The sequence below is a fragment of the Paractinoplanes polyasparticus genome (genome assembly GCF_019710575.1).
Classification (GTDB): domain Bacteria; phylum Actinomycetota; class Actinomycetes; order Mycobacteriales; family Micromonosporaceae; genus Actinoplanes; species Actinoplanes polyasparticus.
In genome coordinates, this window is record NZ_JAHWFK010000051.1 from 45,778 (window position 1) to 64,133 (window position 18,356).

At 68.9% G+C, this 18,356-nt stretch carries 11 protein-coding genes and 1 pseudogene; 3 read left to right on the plus strand and 9 right to left on the minus strand.

Annotation, left to right across the window (positions count from 1 at the left end):
• Positions 1 to 16: 16 nt before the first annotated feature.
• Together KXC43_RS40375 and KXC43_RS40380 are read right to left on the minus strand one after the other, a co-directional pair.
• Positions 17 to 1,147 carry an ATP-NAD kinase family protein gene (locus KXC43_RS40375; RefSeq protein ID WP_221381536.1) on the minus strand — a complete coding sequence of 377 codons (1,131 nt, stop codon included), beginning with the start codon at positions 1,145 to 1,147 and terminating at the stop codon, positions 17 to 19.
• A gap of 338 nt (positions 1,148 to 1,485) precedes the next feature.
• Complete coding sequence (locus KXC43_RS40380) at positions 1,486 to 2,238, minus strand: helix-turn-helix domain-containing protein (protein WP_221381537.1); 753 nt, start codon at positions 2,236 to 2,238, stop codon at positions 1,486 to 1,488.
• Between the two features lie 335 nt (positions 2,239 to 2,573).
• Here KXC43_RS40380 and KXC43_RS40385 point away from each other — a divergent pair, with 335 nt between their 5' ends.
• Positions 2,574 to 5,306 carry an ATP-binding protein gene (locus KXC43_RS40385; protein ID WP_221381621.1) on the plus strand — a complete coding sequence of 911 codons (2,733 nt, stop codon included), beginning with the start codon at positions 2,574 to 2,576 and terminating at the stop codon, positions 5,304 to 5,306.
• A gap of 44 nt (positions 5,307 to 5,350) precedes the next feature.
• Here the strand turns inward: KXC43_RS40385 and KXC43_RS53375 are convergent.
• Both KXC43_RS53375 and KXC43_RS40390 read right to left on the minus strand, forming a co-directional pair.
• Positions 5,351 to 5,611 (minus strand): annotated as a pseudogene (locus KXC43_RS53375) (UbiA family prenyltransferase); the annotation flags it as partial.
• 35 nt (positions 5,612 to 5,646) lie between these two features.
• Positions 5,647 to 6,657: an alpha/beta hydrolase family protein gene (locus KXC43_RS40390; RefSeq protein ID WP_221381538.1), complete on the minus strand. Its 1,011-nt coding sequence runs from the start codon at positions 6,655 to 6,657 to the stop codon at positions 5,647 to 5,649.
• A gap of 303 nt (positions 6,658 to 6,960) precedes the next feature.
• Here KXC43_RS40390 and KXC43_RS40395 point away from each other — a divergent pair, with 303 nt between their 5' ends.
• Complete coding sequence (locus KXC43_RS40395; RefSeq protein WP_221381539.1) at positions 6,961 to 8,265, plus strand: sensor histidine kinase; 1,305 nt, start codon at positions 6,961 to 6,963, stop codon at positions 8,263 to 8,265.
• Positions 8,266 to 8,365: 100 nt separating this feature from the next.
• Here KXC43_RS40395 and KXC43_RS40400 read toward each other — a convergent pair whose 3' ends face one another.
• The gene (locus KXC43_RS40400; RefSeq protein WP_221381540.1) at positions 8,366 to 8,827 is read right to left on the minus strand and encodes a cupin domain-containing protein; all 462 of its coding nucleotides are present in this window, start codon (positions 8,825 to 8,827) and stop codon (positions 8,366 to 8,368) included.
• A gap of 295 nt (positions 8,828 to 9,122) precedes the next feature.
• On the opposite strand from KXC43_RS40400, the gene KXC43_RS40405 reads away from it, so the two are divergent.
• Positions 9,123 to 12,350: a S8 family serine peptidase gene (locus KXC43_RS40405; protein WP_221381541.1), complete on the plus strand. Its 3,228-nt coding sequence runs from the start codon at positions 9,123 to 9,125 to the stop codon at positions 12,348 to 12,350.
• A 92-nt stretch (positions 12,351 to 12,442) separates the two neighbouring features.
• On the opposite strand, the gene KXC43_RS40410 is transcribed toward KXC43_RS40405, so the two are convergent.
• The 4 genes from KXC43_RS40410 to KXC43_RS40430 form a co-directional block, all read right to left on the minus strand.
• Entirely contained in the window at positions 12,443 to 15,193 is a 2,751-nt protein-coding gene (locus KXC43_RS40410; RefSeq protein WP_221381542.1) for an ATP-binding protein, read from the minus strand.
• A gap of 169 nt (positions 15,194 to 15,362) precedes the next feature.
• Complete coding sequence (locus KXC43_RS40415; RefSeq protein ID WP_221381543.1) at positions 15,363 to 15,767, minus strand: PPOX class F420-dependent oxidoreductase; 405 nt, start codon at positions 15,765 to 15,767, stop codon at positions 15,363 to 15,365.
• A gap of 103 nt (positions 15,768 to 15,870) precedes the next feature.
• Positions 15,871 to 16,623 carry a CPBP family intramembrane glutamic endopeptidase gene (locus KXC43_RS40420; protein WP_221381544.1) on the minus strand — a complete coding sequence of 251 codons (753 nt, stop codon included), beginning with the start codon at positions 16,621 to 16,623 and terminating at the stop codon, positions 15,871 to 15,873.
• 437 nt (positions 16,624 to 17,060) lie between these two features.
• Positions 17,061 to 18,263, minus strand: coding sequence for a low temperature requirement protein A (locus KXC43_RS40430; RefSeq protein WP_221381545.1), 1,203 nt, complete (start codon positions 18,261 to 18,263; stop codon positions 17,061 to 17,063).
• Positions 18,264 to 18,356 lie beyond the last annotated feature (93 nt).

The following is an 18,356-nucleotide window of genomic DNA, read 5'->3' on the forward strand; positions in this document are numbered from 1 at the left end:
TGAGAAAGGGCAGCGGTCACGCCTCCACTTTGAAGAGCGTGCTGCGGTTGGGGCCGGTTTCGATCCGGACATAGCCGGCGAGCATCGCGTCCACCTCGGCGTCGCCGGTGTCCACGTGCAGTGATGCGGTTTCGAGGGCGAGCAGCTTCTCCAGGCTGGAGATGACGATGATGTGGTCACGTCCGACCTGGCGGATCACTGCAGCGCTGATTTGCTGGTTACCCCGTCCGAACAGGCTGCCCTGGCCGCCGAGAACGCCGACCACGATCCACGTCTCCCGGCCCTGCATGAGGTCGAGAAGCGCTTGTTCGTCGAGGTCGGCGCCGACGGATTTGCCGTCCAGCACGGCATCGACGCCGAGCAGGGTCGAGGGCAGGTCGAGAGCATCGGCGACGCGACGTGTTGTCGTACCGGGACCGAGGATGTAGAGGTGGCCGGGCTTCATGCCGGCTGCGACCTGCTGGGCCGCGAGACGCAGCGCGGTTTCGCCGCTCGCCCCCGATCCGGCTTTGGCATTCTGCGACAGATGACGCTCGTACGGGCTACGGGCGTAGCCGTAGAGCCGTGCGGAAAGGCGATCGCCGCGAAAGGCGGCTTCGTCGAGGTCCATCACCTCGGCTTCGCGCAGCCGCGCCGCCGGACTGGCCGCGAGGAACAGGGTGGCGAGGTGTCCGGCATTGCGCGGGCTGGTGCCGAACACCGCGGAGTGCATCTTCACGCCGGCCGGCACGCCGAGCACGGGCACCCCGTCGCCCACCGCCGCCAGGACGTCGCGCGCCGTCCCGTCGCCGCCGACGAACAGGAGGAGATCGACCGAGCGCGCCGCCATGATCTCAGCCGCCGCTCGCGTGTCGGCGGACGTGGTCGGCCCGGGCCCCGGACTGTGCACCACCTCCACATCGAGACCGGCTGCGCGCGCCACATCCTCGCCCAACTCGCCGGAACCGGTGAGAACACGCAACGGCGTCCCGATCTCGACCAGACGGTTCATCGCGCCGCGGGCGCGTTCCTCGGCGCCCGGGCGTGCGCCCCGTCGCCAGGCTTCTTGAAGGACGTCCTCGCCGTCGGTGCCCTTGAGCCCGACACTGCCGCCCATCCCCGCCACGGGATTGATGATGAGGCCGAGCGTTGCGCCTTGGGCTGTCATGCCGTCTCCTCAGGATGTTCGCTGGCTCCGTCGCCACACGTACTTCGACGGATCGACCCTCAGCCCCCCGGTTCCCCTGGCTGATCGGGGGATTCGCTGGCTGCGCCTGTCCTGACTTCGAGTGGAGGCCGTGTCCTTACGACACGGTCAAGACAAGTGAGCCGTAACACGCCGATGCCATGAACGGGAGCGCGCCGCGATCCGTTGTCAGGGTGTGAATGCCGACTTGAAGCATCGGCTCCGCGTGAAGCGCTGTTCTGCGCCACGCCCACGGCAGCGTCGTACCGCGCACAGCACGACGACATGCTGTTGATCCATTCCAGTGTGCGGAGCGGTCGTCAGATTGACGCCGAGTGCTCACCGTCCTGCAGAAGCCTTTGTGCGAGAACGCCAGCCCGTGATAAAACGTCGATTTGGGCGGGGTTATAAAGTTCCACCACTGCCTGAATCACCGTCTGATGCGTGACGCCCGTATTTTTCGACAGGTGTCCCACCGGGTTTCTCAGCCATGGATAGTCAACAAGATTCTGCGCGAGAGCCGGCGCCAGCCGTTCTGCGAGCCGCTGCCGAGTGTTCTCGTCCGCGTCCGCCGGTAGAGCGTTGATTTCGTTCCCGACAGCGGCGGATTCGGCATCGACCTCCACCATTCGCCGCAAGTCCGCCAGAGCGGCCTCGTCGTAAAGCTGCGTATAGACGTGAAGAATCGAGTTGTCCGTATCGGACAGGTGTGACGCGACGGACTCGAACCCCGCCGGTGCATCGGCCGGCGCGTCGCCATGCAGGATCGCCGCGATGTCGGCTCGAGCCTGCTGTATGTGCTCGATGCTGGCCGCGAGCCGGCGATCGAGCTCCTGCAGCGCATCCGGTGTGCCTTCACCTCCCGCGCTGACCTCATCCACCTTTGAGAGTGGCAGGCCCAGATCGGCCAATCGCCGTATCCGCAGCAGCCGTACCAGATGCCGTACCCCGTACCTTTTGTACCCGTTGTACCCGCGGTCGGGCTCGTCCAGCAGGCCAAGCCGGTGATAGTGCCGAATAGTGTTCACCGTGGCGCCTGCTAGTTCGGCAAGCTCGCGGGTGCTCCAAGGCATGGGCTGTTCCTTGTCTGAAAGCGCTGCGGACAAGACAGGTCGGACATCGGATGGTTCGTCCGGTCGGAAGTCGTTCGCCGCCCGACCACGGAGCTACTGAGTCCATCGGCCCGGATACGGCAAGCCGCCGGTTGCCCGGGCGTGGCGGTATCAGGCTCACACCGACGGCCGCGCCGTCGCGTCGGTAACAACCGCGTAGTTGTCACGGCGTGGCACCCCGGGAAGCCGCCCAGGTGGCGGGTGATGATCCGGAGCTATCGCGTGCCGCGTCCGGGACGACTACCGTGTCGGCTATCTGAACTGCGGCTTTGACAGAGGACGTTCTGGTGGATCTCGTGGGCCGGCGCGTGGAGCGTGCAACGGTCGAGAAGTTCCTCTCGCTGGCGCGGGTCGGGCGCAGCGGCTCTCTGGTGGTGCGCGGGGAAGCCGGGATCGGGAAGACCGCCGTGCTCGAGCACGCCCGGCAGACGGCACTCGCCGCCGGCTTCCGAGTGGAGTCCTCGGTCGGCGTCGAGTCCGAGACGCAGTTCGCCTTCGCAGGGCTGCACCAGCTGTGTGCGCCCCTGCTGGATCGCACCGGCGTGCTGTCCGAGCCGCAGCGGGTCGCTCTCGGCGTGGCGTTCGGACTCCACGGTGGCGCCGCGCCGGACCGGTTCCTGGTCGGGTTGGCCATCCTGAACCTGATGGCTGAGGTCGCCGAGAGAGAGCCGTTGCTGTGTCTGGTCGATGACGCACAGTGGCTGGATGAGGCGTCAGCACAGGTCCTGACCTTCGTGGCCCGGCGTGTGGGGGCCGAAAGGCTGGCCCTCGTGTTCGGGCTGCGCGACATCGACGACAGCGACCGGCTTCCGTTCACGGGGTTGCCGGAGCTACGTCTGGAACGGCTCGGCGCGTCCGATGCGCGTGCGCTGCTCAGTGCTGCGGTGCGGACCCCGCTGGACGAGGGGGTGCGCGAACGGATCCTCGCCGAAGCGAGCGGCAACCCGTTGGCGCTGCTGGAACTGCCCCGCAACATTCGGTTGGCCGACTTCGCGGGCGGGTTCGAGCTGCCCGACGTGCTCGACGTCCCGCACCGCATCGAGGAGAGCTTCCGCCGCCGTTCGGCCAGCCTGCCGCCCGAGACGCAGTTGCTGCTGCTGGTTGCCGCGTCCGAACCGACGGGTGACGTGGCGTTGCTGTGGCGCGCGGCCGCGCGTCTGAACCTCGCTCGTGAGGCTGCAGTGCCCGCGGAGGCCGCCGGGCTGCTGGAGACCGGCGTGCGGGTACGGTTCCGCCACCCGCTGGTGCGGTCGGCAGTGTATCGAGCAGCCACGCCGCCGGACCGTCGCCGCGCCCACGGCGCGCTGGCCGACGCGACCGACCCGAAGGCCGACCCGGACCGCCGCGCCTGGCAACGCGCGCAGGCGGTGCTCGGAGTTGACGAAGAAGCTGCCGAAGGGTTGGAGCGCTCGGCCGAACGAGCGCGAGCCCGCGGGGGAGTGGCCGCCGCGGCCGCGTTCCTGCAGCGCGCATCCGAGCTGACGCCGGAACCTGCGCTTCGCGCGAAACGCGCATTGGACGCAGCGCAAGCCAAGCATGAGGCCGGTGCGACCGAGACCGCCCTCGAGCTGCTGGCGGTTGCGGCCGCCGGACCGTTGGACGCCCTGCCACGCGCCCGCGTCGAGTTGCTCCGCGCCCAGATTGCGTTCTACCAGAGCCGAGGCAGCGACGTGCCCGGGATGCTGCTCGCCGCCGCTGAGACACTCGCCCCTCTGGACCCGGCGCTGGCCCGCGAAACCTATCTCCACGCGATCGATGCCGCGATCCACGCCGGTCGCCTTGCTCGCGGCCGCGGGGCGCTGGAGGCAGCCGAAACTGCCCTCGGCGCGCCCGCGTCCTCGAAGCCGCCGCAGCCGGTCGATCTGTTGCTGGACGGACTGGCCACGAGGTTCACGCAGGGGTACGAGGCAAGTGTCATCCCGCTGCAGGGTGCACTCGAGACGCTGCGCGACCACGACTCCGGAGCCGGCGACAGCGACCGCCGCTGGCTGTGGTTGGCCTGCCACGTCGCGGCGATGCTGTGGGATGACGAGGCACTCTACGTACTGGCAGACCGCGCGGTCCGGCTCTCCCGCGAGGCCGGCGCGCTGTCCATGCTTCCCGCCGCGCTCAACGCGGTTGCCTCAGTGCTCGTGCTGACCGGCGACCTCGCCCGTGCCGCCGAGCTGGCCGCGGAGGAAACCGCGATCACGCAGGCGACGGGGGCTCCGCCGCTGCCCAACGCCCGGCTCATGCTGGCTGCCTGGCGTGGCCACGAGCCCGAAACGCTGGAACTGTACGCGGCCATGGTCGAAGAGGCGACGGGGCGGGGCGAGGGTGCCACGGTCGGCCTGGCCCAGGCCACGCTCGCAGCGCTGCACAACGGTCTGGGCAATTACGACGACGCGTTCGCCGCCGCGCAACCGCCGTGGCAGTACGACGACTTGGCGTACAGCAGTCTGGCCCTGCCCGAGCTCATCGAAGCGGCATCCCGTGCCGGTGAGCCGAAACGTGCGGCCGCCGCGCTGGAGCAGCTCAACTCCCGGGCCCGTGCCAGTGGGACTCAGTTTGCCCTGGGGTTGCTCGCGCGCTCACGTGCCCTGCTGACCACTGGTCCTGCCGCCGAGGAGCACTACCGCCAGGCGATCGAGCGGCTCACCAACTGCCGGATGGCCGTCTACCTCGCCCGCACCCACCTCGTCTACGGCGAATGGCTACGCCGCGAACGTCGCCGCCAGGAGGCCCGCGATCAGCTCCGCACCGCCCACAAGCTGTTGTCGGACATGGGCGCGGAAGCGTTCGCGGCGCGCGCCGCCCGCGAGCTGAGCGCCGCCGGTGAGCACCCGAGCAAACGGAACGCCCAGCCCGCCGACGCGCTCACCGCCCACGAACTGCACATCGCACGCCTCGTGGCAACCGGAGCAACCTCCCGTGAGGTCGGCGCACAGCTGTTCCTCAGCCCACGGACCATCGAAACCCACCTGCGCAACATCTTCCGCAAGCTGGGCATCACCTCACGCCGCGAACTCAAAGAACTCCAACTTCCCTGACCGGGCCGGTGCAGCCGCACCGAAGACGGGTCGCCGTGCCCACGGACGCCCCACCACATGAGGACCAGCATCGACGACTGCATGATGCCGACGGCGAGGCGGTCGGCGTCACCGAACAGGATCGCGGTCGACCTGATGCCGATCGAACGATCGTCGTCGCGGTCGGCCATCGCGTACGTGGTGTCGTAGGCCATTGTCCACAGCACGCCGGCCAGGAAGAGGAGCCAAGCCGCCGGTGGCATCTCGGCGTTGTTGGCCGCGAAAACCTTGGGAACCGACCAGCTGAAGGCGACACCGAGCGCCATCCGACTGTGCAGTCCTGGATGAGGCCGACGGGGCGTCAGCGGTGCTTGGTCAGCCAGGAGGTGACGTCATTGATGACTGCTTCGTCGGGGTTGCCGACGCCCGGCGAGTACTCGCTCGTTTGGTTCATCAAGTGGCCCAGTCCGGGGTAGGTGATGAGCCGATGGTCCTTGTGACCGGCCCTCGTGAGCGCGGCGTCGGTGGCGATGGCGCCGCTCGTCCTGGTCTGGATGTCGTTCTCGCCGTTGAGCAACAGCACCGGCCCGCAGTACAGCGGCAAGTCGTCCGCGGGCAGGGCGAAGCGGGCGATGTCCTCGAGGTAGGCGTCCGAACCCTTCGGGGCGCCTTCGTGCAGCAGACCGAGCTGCGCGCCGATCGACTGGTAGTAGAGCGTCTCGCGCGGCCCTCCGCCGACCACCCCCAGCATCACGACGCCGGCCGGCTCGACGATGCCGAAACGCTGCGGGTCGGCGGCCAGGTTGCTCGCCACCATCGTGCCCTCGCTGTGTCCGAGCAGGAACAGCCGATTCGCGTCCACCCGCTTGTGCTTCTGCGCGAACCTGACGGCCGCTGCGGCATCGCGCAGCACCTGCTCGTACGGCTTCTTCGGATACAGCTGGGCGGGATCATCGGTGAGTAAGGGGCCGACGCCGAGCACGCCTCGTTTGTTGAACCGCAGCACCGCGAACCCTTGCCGGTTCACCGCCTGGGCGATGGGCTTGAAGGTGGAGTCTGATCCGGACAAGGCCTGGTCCATGTCGTTCAGGCCGCTGCCGTGCAACAGCACCACCGTGGGCAGTCTGCCTTCAGCGCCGCGAGGATAGGACAACTCGCCCTTCGCGACCCAGCCGCCGTCCATGGGGATCTCGACCCGTTCACGGACGATGTCCTCCCAGCCGGTACGCCCAGCCGCGAACGCAGTGGCAGCGGCCTCCGATGTCGCGAACGGGGCCAAACCGACCATCAGCGCCGCGGTGATGACGGCCACCCCGCTCGCGGTGTTCGAACGTCGGAACTCGGCCAACGGTTCGGTGGTGTGCTGCGCCATGGCGGGCTCCTCGAACAGGCTGGGCGGAACGTCGGACGGCCGCACCGGGCGGCACCAAAACCGTGCCCTTCGCCGCCTGGCCGGCACATCTGGCGCGAGCACGAACTTCGGCTTGCGACCTGCGACGGAGGCCGGCGGAGGCGATTGCGTCGCAGGTATGAATCTTGTCGGTCGGCCGCGGTGGAGGGGTCGCTCCGGGCGTCGGCGTCGCTAGCATCGGTGCGGGCTCGTCGGTAGCTTGCCGCCGGCATCACCAGCGCAGGAAATGGACCGGCAGGAGAAGGCGTGAACAGGTGAAAGGCAATGGATGAACCCCAGAGGTTCGCCAAGTCAGCCGAGCGAAGACGTTTTCTCGACGACTGGGTCCGACGGCTGGACGCGCTGGGGCTGAGCACACCGTTCCGGCGCGACGCCGCGTTCGCGGTTGTGGTGGCGGTCCTGACCGCGGGCCTGTACCTGCTTCCCAGTGGTGCCCATCCGGTCACCTCCGTTGTCCCTTCGGACGTCCCCATCCTGATCTTGTTGATGGCGCAGGCAGCGGTCCTGTGTTTCCGCCGGGTACGACCTATCTGGTGCGCGGCCGCGGTGTTCGCCCTGCAGATCGCCCTGGCTTCGGCCGCGCCGCCGGGAGAGGGTCTGCGGGGAATGGCGCTACTCATCGCCGTTTACACCTGCGGCACGCTACTGCCCGGGGTCCGCGCCTATGTTCTGGCCGTGCTCGCGGCGTTCATCGAGATCGGGAGCTTCGTGGTGCTCAGCGCGATTCCCGCGGCCCTGGCCGCGGACGCCACCGCGTCGCCCTGGCCGCTGGTCACGCGCTTCTCCGGGCAGTTCTTCCTGACGCTGCTGCTGTACGGCACAGCGGCTCTGCTGGGCCGCAGCGCCACGATCCGCCGGCGTTACACCGAGATCGTCGAGCTCCGCGCGGCCGAGGCCGCGGAGAACCTCCGCGTTCGCACCGACGCCGCCCTGGCCGCCGAACGCACTCGGATGGCGCGCGAGTTGCACGATGTTGCCGCCCATCACCTGACGGCCCTCATCGTTCAGGCCACCGTCGTGGAACGGATGCTCGACCGGGACCTCGACGCCGCCCGCCGCGCCGCCGCCGCCATCCGTACCGAGGGCAAGAGCGCGTTGGGCAATCTTCGGTCGGTGGTGGGCACCCTTCGGGAGACCGGGCCGATCGAACTCGATGGCGCGGCCGTACCGGGACTGCAGGGGATCGGCGAACTGGTGGCCAGCCACGCGGACACGTGGAACCGCCCGAAATTGATCGTGTCGGGAGAAGCCGGTGACCTGTCGGCGGCGGCGGAGCTGACCTTCTACCGTGTGGCCCAGGAAGCACTCTCCAACGCCCGCGATCACGCCCCGGGCGCCGAGGTGACTGTCAAGATCGACCACCGTACGGACGGCAGCGTGCTCGAGGTTCTCAACGGCCCGGCGACTGCGGGGCCGGTGCGAGCCGACCGTCACCATCGCGGATTCGGCCTGATCGGCATGCGCGAGCGAGCCGGCCTGGTCGGCGCCGCCTTGACCGCGGGCCCGACTCCGCACGGCGGCTGGTCGGTCAAGTTGACCGTTCCTCGCGAGGGCGGCCGGCGTTCATGATTACAAGCCGGCCCGGCGGTCGAAGGGCTGCCCGCGACCCCGGGGCCTGGCTTTCTGTGCGCTGAGCCCGGATGTGGGCCCGATGGCCGACTCGACCGTGTCAGTCGAGGTTCGGCAGCACGTCGATCTGGTACCGCGTCAACACGGGCAGCACCTCGGCGATTTTCTCCGGGCCCCAGGCCGGTGCTGACTCGCCGGCCCGGGGATCGTCGCCCGCATCCAGGAACATGCCCTCCGGGCCGCCGGGGGAGTACATGAACACCATCCGTGCGCTGTGCACTCCGCGGTTGAAGAAGGAGTGGCGGATACCCGGGGGTACGAAGACGAAGTCGCCCTGTCGCGCGGTGAACCGACGATCCCCGTCCAGAAATTCGAGCTCACCGGAGAGAAGGAAGAACGCCTCGCTCTCGCTCCCGTGCGCATGCGGATCGGAACCGCGCCCCGGTGGGACGGTCGCATCGATGAAACCGAACGCGCCGCCCGTGTTGGCTGCGGTGGCCTTCACCGTGTAGACGTCACCCGCCACCCATTTGGTGACGCCTTCATCGGCCGGGACGTACATCGCGCCGCGTCGGTGATAGCGCGGGTCATCCGGGTCGACGCCCGGTATGGAAAGGCTCATTCCTTCATTGCATTCCCTGTTCCAGGAACACGGTCAAGGTACACCGCCCGAACATTGTCAAGCCAGGCAGTCGTCGCGAGGTGGTGGGCGCTTATCCGGCGGCTCAGCATCATACGTAAGTGATATTGACATTGTCGATGTGTCTTCTGTGACAACTGCTCCGGGCAACGTATCGGCGGCGGCAGGGATCTATGCCATTGACCGATGGTCCCTTTTGGAGCGAGGTAACGGACAGATGCGTACGAGACGATGGGTTACCGCTGCGGTGGCGCTGGGGACGGCCGCCGCACTCACGGTGGCCGTCCCTTCCGCCGCGGCAGCGGAAAATGCTCCGCCCAGACCCGCGCCGGCGGGACAGAAGCCGTTCACGGTCACTCTGATCACCGGCGACCGCGTCACGGTGTCCGGTGACAGGGTCACGTTCGAACACGGTCCGGGCCGAGCCGGCATCCGGTTCTCGAGCCGGATCGTCGACGGTCATCGGCACGTCGTTCCGTCGGATGCGATGCCGCTGCTGCGGCAGGGCCGGCTCGACGACCGGCTGTTCGACGTGACCGCGTTGCGGGAGTTCGGTTACACCGGTGACAGCGATCTGCCGTTGCTGGTGAAGTACCCGAAGAACACGAAGCGCGCCGGCGTCGGGGCCCGGGCCGGTCGGGTCCTGGCCGCGTCGGGTCTGCTGGCGACGACGACGTCGCGGGCCGAGCGGGCAGCGTTGTGGACCTCGATGACCACGGGTCCGAGTACGGCTCGCACGCTGAGCGCCGGAGTCGAACGGGTCTACCTGGACGGGCAGCGCGATCTGAGCCTCGATGTCAGTGTGCCGCAGATCGGTGCTCCGGCCGCGTGGCAGCAGGGCCTGGACGGCACCGGGGTGACGGTAGCCGTGATCGACACGGGCATCGACGCCACCCACCCGGACTTCGCCGGCAAGATCGTGGCGAGTGCGAACTTCACCGACGACGAAAGCACCGACGACCTTGTCGGTCATGGCACCCACGTCGCGTCGATCGTCGCCGGCACCGGTGCGAAATCCGGCGGCAAGTACCGGGGGGTGGCGCCGGGCGCCCAGCTGGCGATCGCGAAAGCGTGCAAGAGCCGCTGCTCCGAATCGGCGCTGCTGGCCGCCATGGAGTGGGCCGCCCCGCGGGCGTCAGTGGTCAACCTGAGCGTGGGTGGCCCCGACTCCTCGGAGCTGGACCCGATGGAGCAGGCCGTCAACGACCTCACCGCGCAGTACGGCACCCTGTTCGTGGCCGCAGCGGGCAACCTCGGGCTTCGGCCGACGGCGCCGGTGGACTCGCCGGCCAGCGCGGACGCGGCGCTGGCGGTGGGGGCGGTCGACGATCGTGACGATCTTGCCCCGTTGTCCAATCGTGGTCCGCGCGTCGGTGACGGCGCGGTCAAGCCGGACATCACCGCGCCGGGTGTGAACATCGTGGCTGCGCGGGCGGCCAACGGCCGCATGGGTGAGCCGGTCGACGACGGATACACCAGCCTGAACGGCACTTCGATGGCCACCCCGCACGTGGCCGGCGCCGCCGCGATTCTCTCCCAGCAGCACGCGGACTGGTCGCCGGGCCGTAAGAAGGCGGCGCTGATGGGCGCCGCGCAGCCGAACACCGCCCTGGACATCTTCCAGCAGGGCGCCGGGCGTGTGGACGTGGGCCGGGCGGTACGCCAGACCGTGGTAGCCGACCTGCCGAGCGTGAACTTCGGAGTTCAGGCATGGCCACACTCCGACGACACTCCGATCAGCAAGACGCTGACGTACCGCAACAGCGGCACCGCAGCGGTCGCCCTCGCCCTGACGATCGAGGGCGGTTCCGGCATGTTCTCGGTGTCGCCGGCGACCCTGACCGTTCCGGCCGGGGGCACCGCGACCGCCACCGCGGTCGCTGACACCCGGGTCGAGGGGACGGACGGCTACAAGACCGCTCGTGTCGTGGCGTCGGGTTCTCCGGACACCCGGATCGTCACGCCGGTGGTGGTCAACCGCGATGTCGAGCGGTACGACGTGACCTTCTCGCACATCGACCGCACCGGTGCGCCGGACACCGACTTCCACTTCGGGGGCCTCATCCGGCTCGATCGTCAACAGCCCACCGAATACATCACCAGCGGAGGCCCGGACGAGACGATCAGCTTGCCCAAGGGTTCCTACGGGTTGTCCACCGAGTTCTTCGCCGGAGACAGCACCAGCGTGCTGGTGCATCCGAAGCTCGTCGTCGATCGGAGCATGACTGTCACGCTGGATGCTCGTACGGCCAAGCCGGTGAAGGTGACACCGCCGCGCACCGACGCCCGGCAGGTGCTCACCACCGTCGATGCCGTTTGGACCACATCCCACGGTCAGGCGGGAACCACCTCCTTCTCGTACGCCCCGGGTGACCTGCTGGCCGCCCGCGTCGGGCCGGCGCAGCAAGCGGACGAGTTCAGCGCTCTGGTCAGCAGCGCGTTCGCGAAGTGGAAGAACGACGACGAGGGTTTCCTGGACAGTCCGTTCTCCTACAACGTGGCGTACTCCCGCAGTGGTGACTTCTTCACCGGCTTCGACATGAAGGTCAGGACCGCGGACCTGGCCACGGTGAGGGCCCGGTACGCGCAGGACGTGGACGGTGCCACCGGGACCAAGGAATACCGTCCGAGCCTGGGCAGATGGAACGGAAGCACCGAGTCCGTGCCGTTTTCGCTGCCGTTCGAACGCACGGAGTACGTCGGCGGTGACGGCACTGTGGACTGGCAGGGCGAATTCGCGCAACGGCTGGACGGCGAGACGCTGAGCACCGCCACCGGGCCGGCCCAGCGCCCCGTTGCGGGCAAGGTCTATCAGCAGACGTGGAACACCCCGGTGTTCGCGCCCTCGGTCGCCGGTGACCCCGCCTTGTCCGGGGTGACGCGCAGGGATGACACCATCGCGGCCTATGTGCCGCTGTTCGGTGACGGAGCCGGGCACGGTGGCGACTCGGTGACGGATACCCGCCGCACGGCCCTCTACGCGGCCGGCCAGCTGGTCGGCGAGACCGATGGCGATTTCCCTGATTTCCCGGTGGCGGCGGAGCGCACGGCTTACCGGCTGGAGAAGTCGGCCACCCGTTCGGCCCCGTTCCGGCTGAGCACGTCGGTCAGCGGGGTGTGGACGTTCTCGTCGGCGTCGGGTGACACCGTGCTGCCGGTGTCGACGGTTCGGTTCAGCCCGAAGCACGCTTCGGCGGGCAGTTTCACCATCCCGGTGACGGTCGACCGCGCGCCCGGGTCGGCGGCGGGGTCGAACCGCACGTTGACCGCTGAGTTCTCCACCGATGACGGCCGCACCTGGCGTACGGCAACCGTCAGCAGTGACCGCCGGAGCATCCGGGTGACCAATCCGACGTCCGGCTTCGTGTCGCTGCGGGCCACCTCCACCGACACGGCGGGCAACACCGCCACCGTGACCGTGATCCGGGCGTACGTGATCAGTTGATCCTGCCCGCGGGGATGACGCCCGGTCCGAAACCGGGCCGTCATCCCCGCGGACCTTGACGGACCGGTGACCGTGCTCGTCGTCCACCCGGTTCAGGGGAGCCGCAGCTCCGCGAGCTGCCGGCGGGAGGTGATGCCGAGCTTGCGAAATATGCTGCGCAGGTGCGCTTCGACCGTGCGCGGGCTGAGGAACAGCTGCGAGGCGACCTCGCGGGATGTTGCCCCGGTAGCCACCAATCGCGCGATGTACGCCTCCTGGGCAGTGAGTGCGTCGGTCGGCTGGGCGCCTCGCCTGCGAGGGTGCTCACCGGTGGCGCGGAGCTCCCGTGCGGCACGTTCGGCGTACGCCTCCGCGCCCATGTCCGACAGCAGCCGGTGCGCCGTGCGGAGTTCTTCGCGCGCAGCTTGCCGACGGCCCTCGCGGCGCAGCCACTCGCCGTACACCAGGTGCGCACGGGCCAGGTGAGCGGCCATGCGGCAGCTGTCCAGCCGCTCGATCGCCTCACGGTAGTGAGCCTCGGCGGTCGGCCCCGTGCTGACCAGGGCGCGCGAGCGCGCCGCCATACCGAGCGCCCAGTGGGTGCCGCTGGCCCCGGCCCGCGACTCCAGTTTGTCGCAGGCGGCAGCAGCGCGCTCAGGCTGGTCGGCTCGGACGGCCGCCTCGACCAGCTCCGGAAGCGCGATGCTGCCGTGAGCCAGCTCGTCGAGCTCGGTCAGTCGATACGCCGCGTCGCATGATCTGTCGAAGTTGCCCAGCCCGTTGTGCAGATAGGCGAGGGCGAGGTCGGCGCTGCTGACGCCCAGACCCTCGCCGCGCGACGTCGCCCTCTCGACCGCGGCCGCGACGAGCTCGGGCGTACCCGGTTGCGTACCGCGCCAACCAGCCAGGGAGAGCCTTGAGTTGGGGAGCGGCGGGGCAGCGATCGCTCGCGTGATCTCATCTTCTTCCGCGAACAACTCGGCGGCCTGGCCGAGTTCGCCGGTGAGCACGAGCACAATGGCCAGGGCGTTCAGTGCGGAGGGAAGCCTCGCGAGCGCACCCGCCTCGCGGGCGAGCCGGACGGCGCGCGTGGCCAGTACGTACATCGCCTCGTCGTCCCACAGCATGGCCGCGACGTGGCAGGCCAGCCAGACCCAGCGGCCATCGACGTCGTCGTCGGATCGGGAGTCGTTGTTGACGAGCGACTCCAGGGCCTGCTGCAGGCTGGGAACGCTGGCCTCGTACCCGCGCGTGAACCTGATGGACAAACCGGCCAGAAGCAGATCGACCGGCCGCGACGACGTCGTCAGTGGCGCCGCCCGCTCAGCGGCCACGGCTACCTCGCGCAGGTAGTGGACGGGGGCGAAGCGGCCGGCGTGGAACGTCGCCTCGATCGCCTCGACGAAGGCCTCGCGGGCCAACTCCGCGTCAAGCGGAACGAGCGTACCCGCGGCCTGGAGCAGCATCCCCGGCACGTGGCTGCCGCGGGTCAGGCGGAACGCGATCCGGGCGCGTAGTAGCTCGCCGCGCGCCTCCTGCAGGGCGTCCAGCGGCCCGGCGGCCGCGACGGTCAGCAGGTCCAGGGCTGCTTCGGCCGCCCCGGCGTCATGCGTGGCGTAGGCGGCCTTCAAGGCCCGTGCTGCCCGGGCGGCCGGGTCCGGGGTGAGTTCGGCCGCGCGTTGCAGGAACGCGGCTGCGGCGGCCAGCCCGCCCCGGGCGCGAGCCCGGTCGGCCGAGCGCTCCAGTTCAGCGGCGGCGTCCTCGTCGGTGCCCGGCACAGCTTGTGCTCGGTGCCAGGCGCGGCGGTCCGGGTCGTGCGGGTCCGTGGCGGCGGCCAGCGCGCCGTGCGCGCGACGCTTGTCGGGCGATGTGGCCGCCTGGTAGACCGCCGAGCGCACCAGCGGGTGACGGAAGCGGACCCGCTTGTCGATGACAAACAACCCGGCTTGCTCGGCGGGTGCGGCCGCTTCGGGGGCTATACCCAGGTGGGTGGCAGCGCGCCACAGCAACGCCGTCTCGCCGGTCGGGTCGGCGGCGGCGACCAGGAGCAGGAGCTGAGTCTCGGCCGGCAACCCGGCCGAGCGGCGCCGGAAGCCGTCCTCGACCCGATGAGGGACCTTGGGCACCTCCGGTAGATCGAACCCGCCGGCCAGTACTGCCGACTGGGCGTTGTTCGGCAGCTCCAGCAGTGCCAGGGGGTTGCCACGGGCCTCGGCGATGATCTGGTCGCGGACCTCGTCATCGAGCGGTCCACGGACCGCGGCGGTCAGTAGCGTCAACGCATCGGCGTCGCCGAGGCCGCCCAGGCGCAGCTCGGGAAGCCCGGCGAACGGACCGGCCGCGCCCGCGCCCGGGTCGAGGTCACGCACGCCGAACAGCAGTGCCACCCGCTCGGCGGACACCCGCCGCGCCACGAACGCCAGGACCTGAGCAGAAGCCTCGTCCAACCATTGCGCGTCGTCGACCAGACACAGCAGCGGTTCCTCCTCGGCGACCTCGGCCACCAGGGTGAGCGTCGCCAACCCGACCAGGAAGCGGTCCGGGGCCGGCCCGGTTCGAAGCCCGAACGCCACGCCCAGCGCGGCCTGCTGGGGGTCGGGTAGCTCATGAAGACGGCCCAGCAGCGGGCTGCACAGCTGGTGCAGACCGGCGAACGCGAACTGCGCCTCGGCCCCTACCCCCGCACAGGACTCCACCCGGAAGCCCGCTGAGCCGGCGGCCTCGCGGGCATGCTCCAGCAGAGCCGTTTTCCCGATGCCCGCCTCCCCGTGCACCACCAGCGCCGCACTGCGCCCGGCCCGTGCCCGCACGAGCACCCGCTCGAGCGCCTCACGCTCCGCGCGCCGCCCCACGAGGGCGCTCATGGTCGCTCAACTCCCCGGTCACACGGCACCAGGTGATTCTCATCGACACGAACCACCAACTGCCATAGCTACGGGAGCGTGACAACGCTGTGACCGGCAGCGACACCGGACAAACCGGGACGCGACGACGCCCCGACCGGAGCGAACCTGATCACACGGCTTGATCAACTCAGTGTGCGCTGGTGGCGGTGGGACGCACCACGAAGATCACGCGTGCGGCGGCGTCGGGCGGCGGCGTGGCGCCGAACGGGGCGTCGTACCGCTTGGCCAACTCCACGAAGAAGACGCCCGCCGGATCAGCATCGATGCGCTCGACGACACCCCGCACCTCGAGGTATCGGTACGGATCGGCGGGGTCGACGATCGACAAGGACACCGCCGGATTGGTCGTGACGTTGCGGTACTTGCGACGGAAGTTTGTGTGAGTGAACCGGACGAATTCGCCGTCCCAGCTGAACCACATCGGATTGACCTGCGGGGCGCCGTCGTCGCGCACGGTCGCCAGATGTGCGATCAGCGGCCGTTCCAAAAGATCGATGAACTTGCCGGGAATGATCTCATGATCAGATGTCATAATTCAGACCTGCCAGCCCTGTAGGCGTGAAATAATTCAACGTAACCGGACCACCCGATCGGCACTGGCATCGATCCCCTCAGCGCGCCGCCTCGGGTGCTTCTCACGCTCCTGCGGTCCGTTTGCGCTTCGCTCGTTCCACGAACCAGACCATGGCGACCGCCGCGACATTCATCACCATCAGGATGATGAGATTGGCGCCGGGGCCCGCGCCGACGGACCGGTCGAGTGTCGTCGATTCGCCCCCGGTGAACAGGGCGTTCAGGATGCCCGCGATCACATTGTTCGAGACATGAAGGGCAATGGCGGCTTCCAGGCCACCGCTGATGAGACCCATGACGGTCGTGCATGCCGAGAGAACGATCAGATAGCTGACGAGCCACGGGTCCAGCGTCACGTGGACCACCGCGAAGAGCACGCCCGAGACGAGGATGGCGAAGGCGATGGCGAGGCGGGTGTTGCGGAACCAGGAGCCGGCGGCTGGGATGAGCGCTCCTCGGAACGCGATTTCTTCGCCCGCGGACTGCAGCGGGGTGGCGACGAGGGTGACGAGGATGATGGCGATGGTGGTCGCCCCGACGGCGAACGAGTCCCATCCCGTTGACTCCGGGGCGATCAGGAGAGTCACGAGGATGCTCAAGCCCACCAGAACGGCAGACCCCAACAGATAGACGCCGACACGGCGCCGATCGAAGGCTCGGGTGTGGCGGAACACCGCCCGCCACGACACCTTGGCCATGGACGCCACCAGCATCGTCATGAGCACGGCGGTGATGGCGGTACTGATGCCCGTCGCGGCGATCGAGAGCGGCGTGAGGGTGGGCCTGTTCGGGTCGGTCGGCCCCTCGATGGCCACGACCCCCTGGAACACGATGACCTGGACGAGCAGGAGCGTTACCGGGATCGCGATGAGAACGACGAGTGACTTCCATCGCGCCATGCGGAAGTGGACGCCGAAGGGACGATCGGGGTCGGTGCCCGGGAGCGCCGACACGGCGTCGCGGTCACCTTGACTGATGCTTGTGCGTTCGGTCATCGTTCAGCGCTCACAGGGATGGGTTCGAAACCGGCGGTCACGACGATCGACGGGGAGTACCGGCATTGCTGAGCCGGCCTGTAACGCCTACCTGCAGCGCAAAGCCAATGCTGAACGTCACTCGTCGTCATGTGACCACCCCACACCATGTGCTGGGAACACAGTCAAGGGCACGTCGAGATCCCGATGCTGGAGCCACCCCACGCCGGCTTGACGAAGGCGGGCAGGCAGGACCACCCCCAAGGGCGCGCCTTGACCTACACGCTGACCGCGGTGTCCCCGGACTCGGAGGGCAGCTGCGGCGTTCGGTCCACCGGGTCTCTCCAGATCAGGGCGACCACCACACCGGTGAGGATGACGGCGGTGACGGCGAACGGGATCGGGATGAGCGGGTCGACGAGGACGAGGACCGCTCCGACCGGCACGATGATGTTGATGTGGCGTCCGGCGTTGCGACGCATCACGAGCAGCCAGGTCCCGAGGATGAAGACGGCGATCGGAACGGTGTAGGCGAAGGAGGCGACCACCGGGTCGAGCTGACTGTGGCCGGTGATCACGTCGATTTCGGCTTCGATGCCGGCGGAGAGCGCGCCGGCCGCGGCGAAGACGAAGTAGTGACCGTAGCCGTAACCGAGCGAGAGGCCCAGACCGCCGATGGCGGTGTGGTGCGGCGCCCAGAAGTACACCCACCACAACGCGGCCGTGACGACCAGGGTGAGCACGGCCACCCCGATCAGCGGACCGAGGGCGTCTCCCTCGTGCAGCGCTTCGATGATCGCGTTGGCCGAGGCCAGCAGGCTCTCGCCCAGCAGGATGAGGGCGAACAGGCCGAACCGATCGGCGAGGTGGTGCGGATGCCGCGGGGTGCCGCCCCGTCGTTCCGCGACGATCGGCACCGAGAGCTCGGCCCCGAACAGGACGATCACGGCGACCCAGAACGCGCCGGTGGGCAGCAGCAGCGAGGCCAGCCAGAGGATCTGCAGGGCGGCGATGCCGATGGCGTAGGCGGTGGTGGACCGGCGGGCGTCTCCGGCCCGGCGTGACGCACGCATCCACTGCGCGACCAGCGCGATGCGCATCACGACATAGGCCAGCACCAGCACGACATAGTCCTGGTCCTCGAACGCCGCCTGGATGCCCGAGGCGAGCACGAGCACGCCGCCCATCTGCACGATGGTCAACAGGCGGTAGAGCCAGTCGTCGGTGTCGAACGAGGTGGCGAACCACGTGAAGTTCATCCACGCCCACCAGATCCCGAAGAACACGACGGCGTAGTTGACGACGCCTTCGACAAGATGCGCTTCGCTGAGCTGGTGGTGCAGCTGGACGGAAGCGATGCTGACCGCGACGACGAAGACCAGGTCGAAGAACAGCTCCAGCGACGACGCGGTCCGGCCGGTCTCGTGCGGGTCACGTGGCCCCATCGGCACGAGCCGGTAGCGAGGCGTGGGTGCATTCATAGGGGCTCACTTAGCTCGACGCGTCGGTATTCCAGTGGAGACCGTGTTCTCGGAACAGGGTCAAGCACAAGCACCGTCGCCGTTCTGACGGCT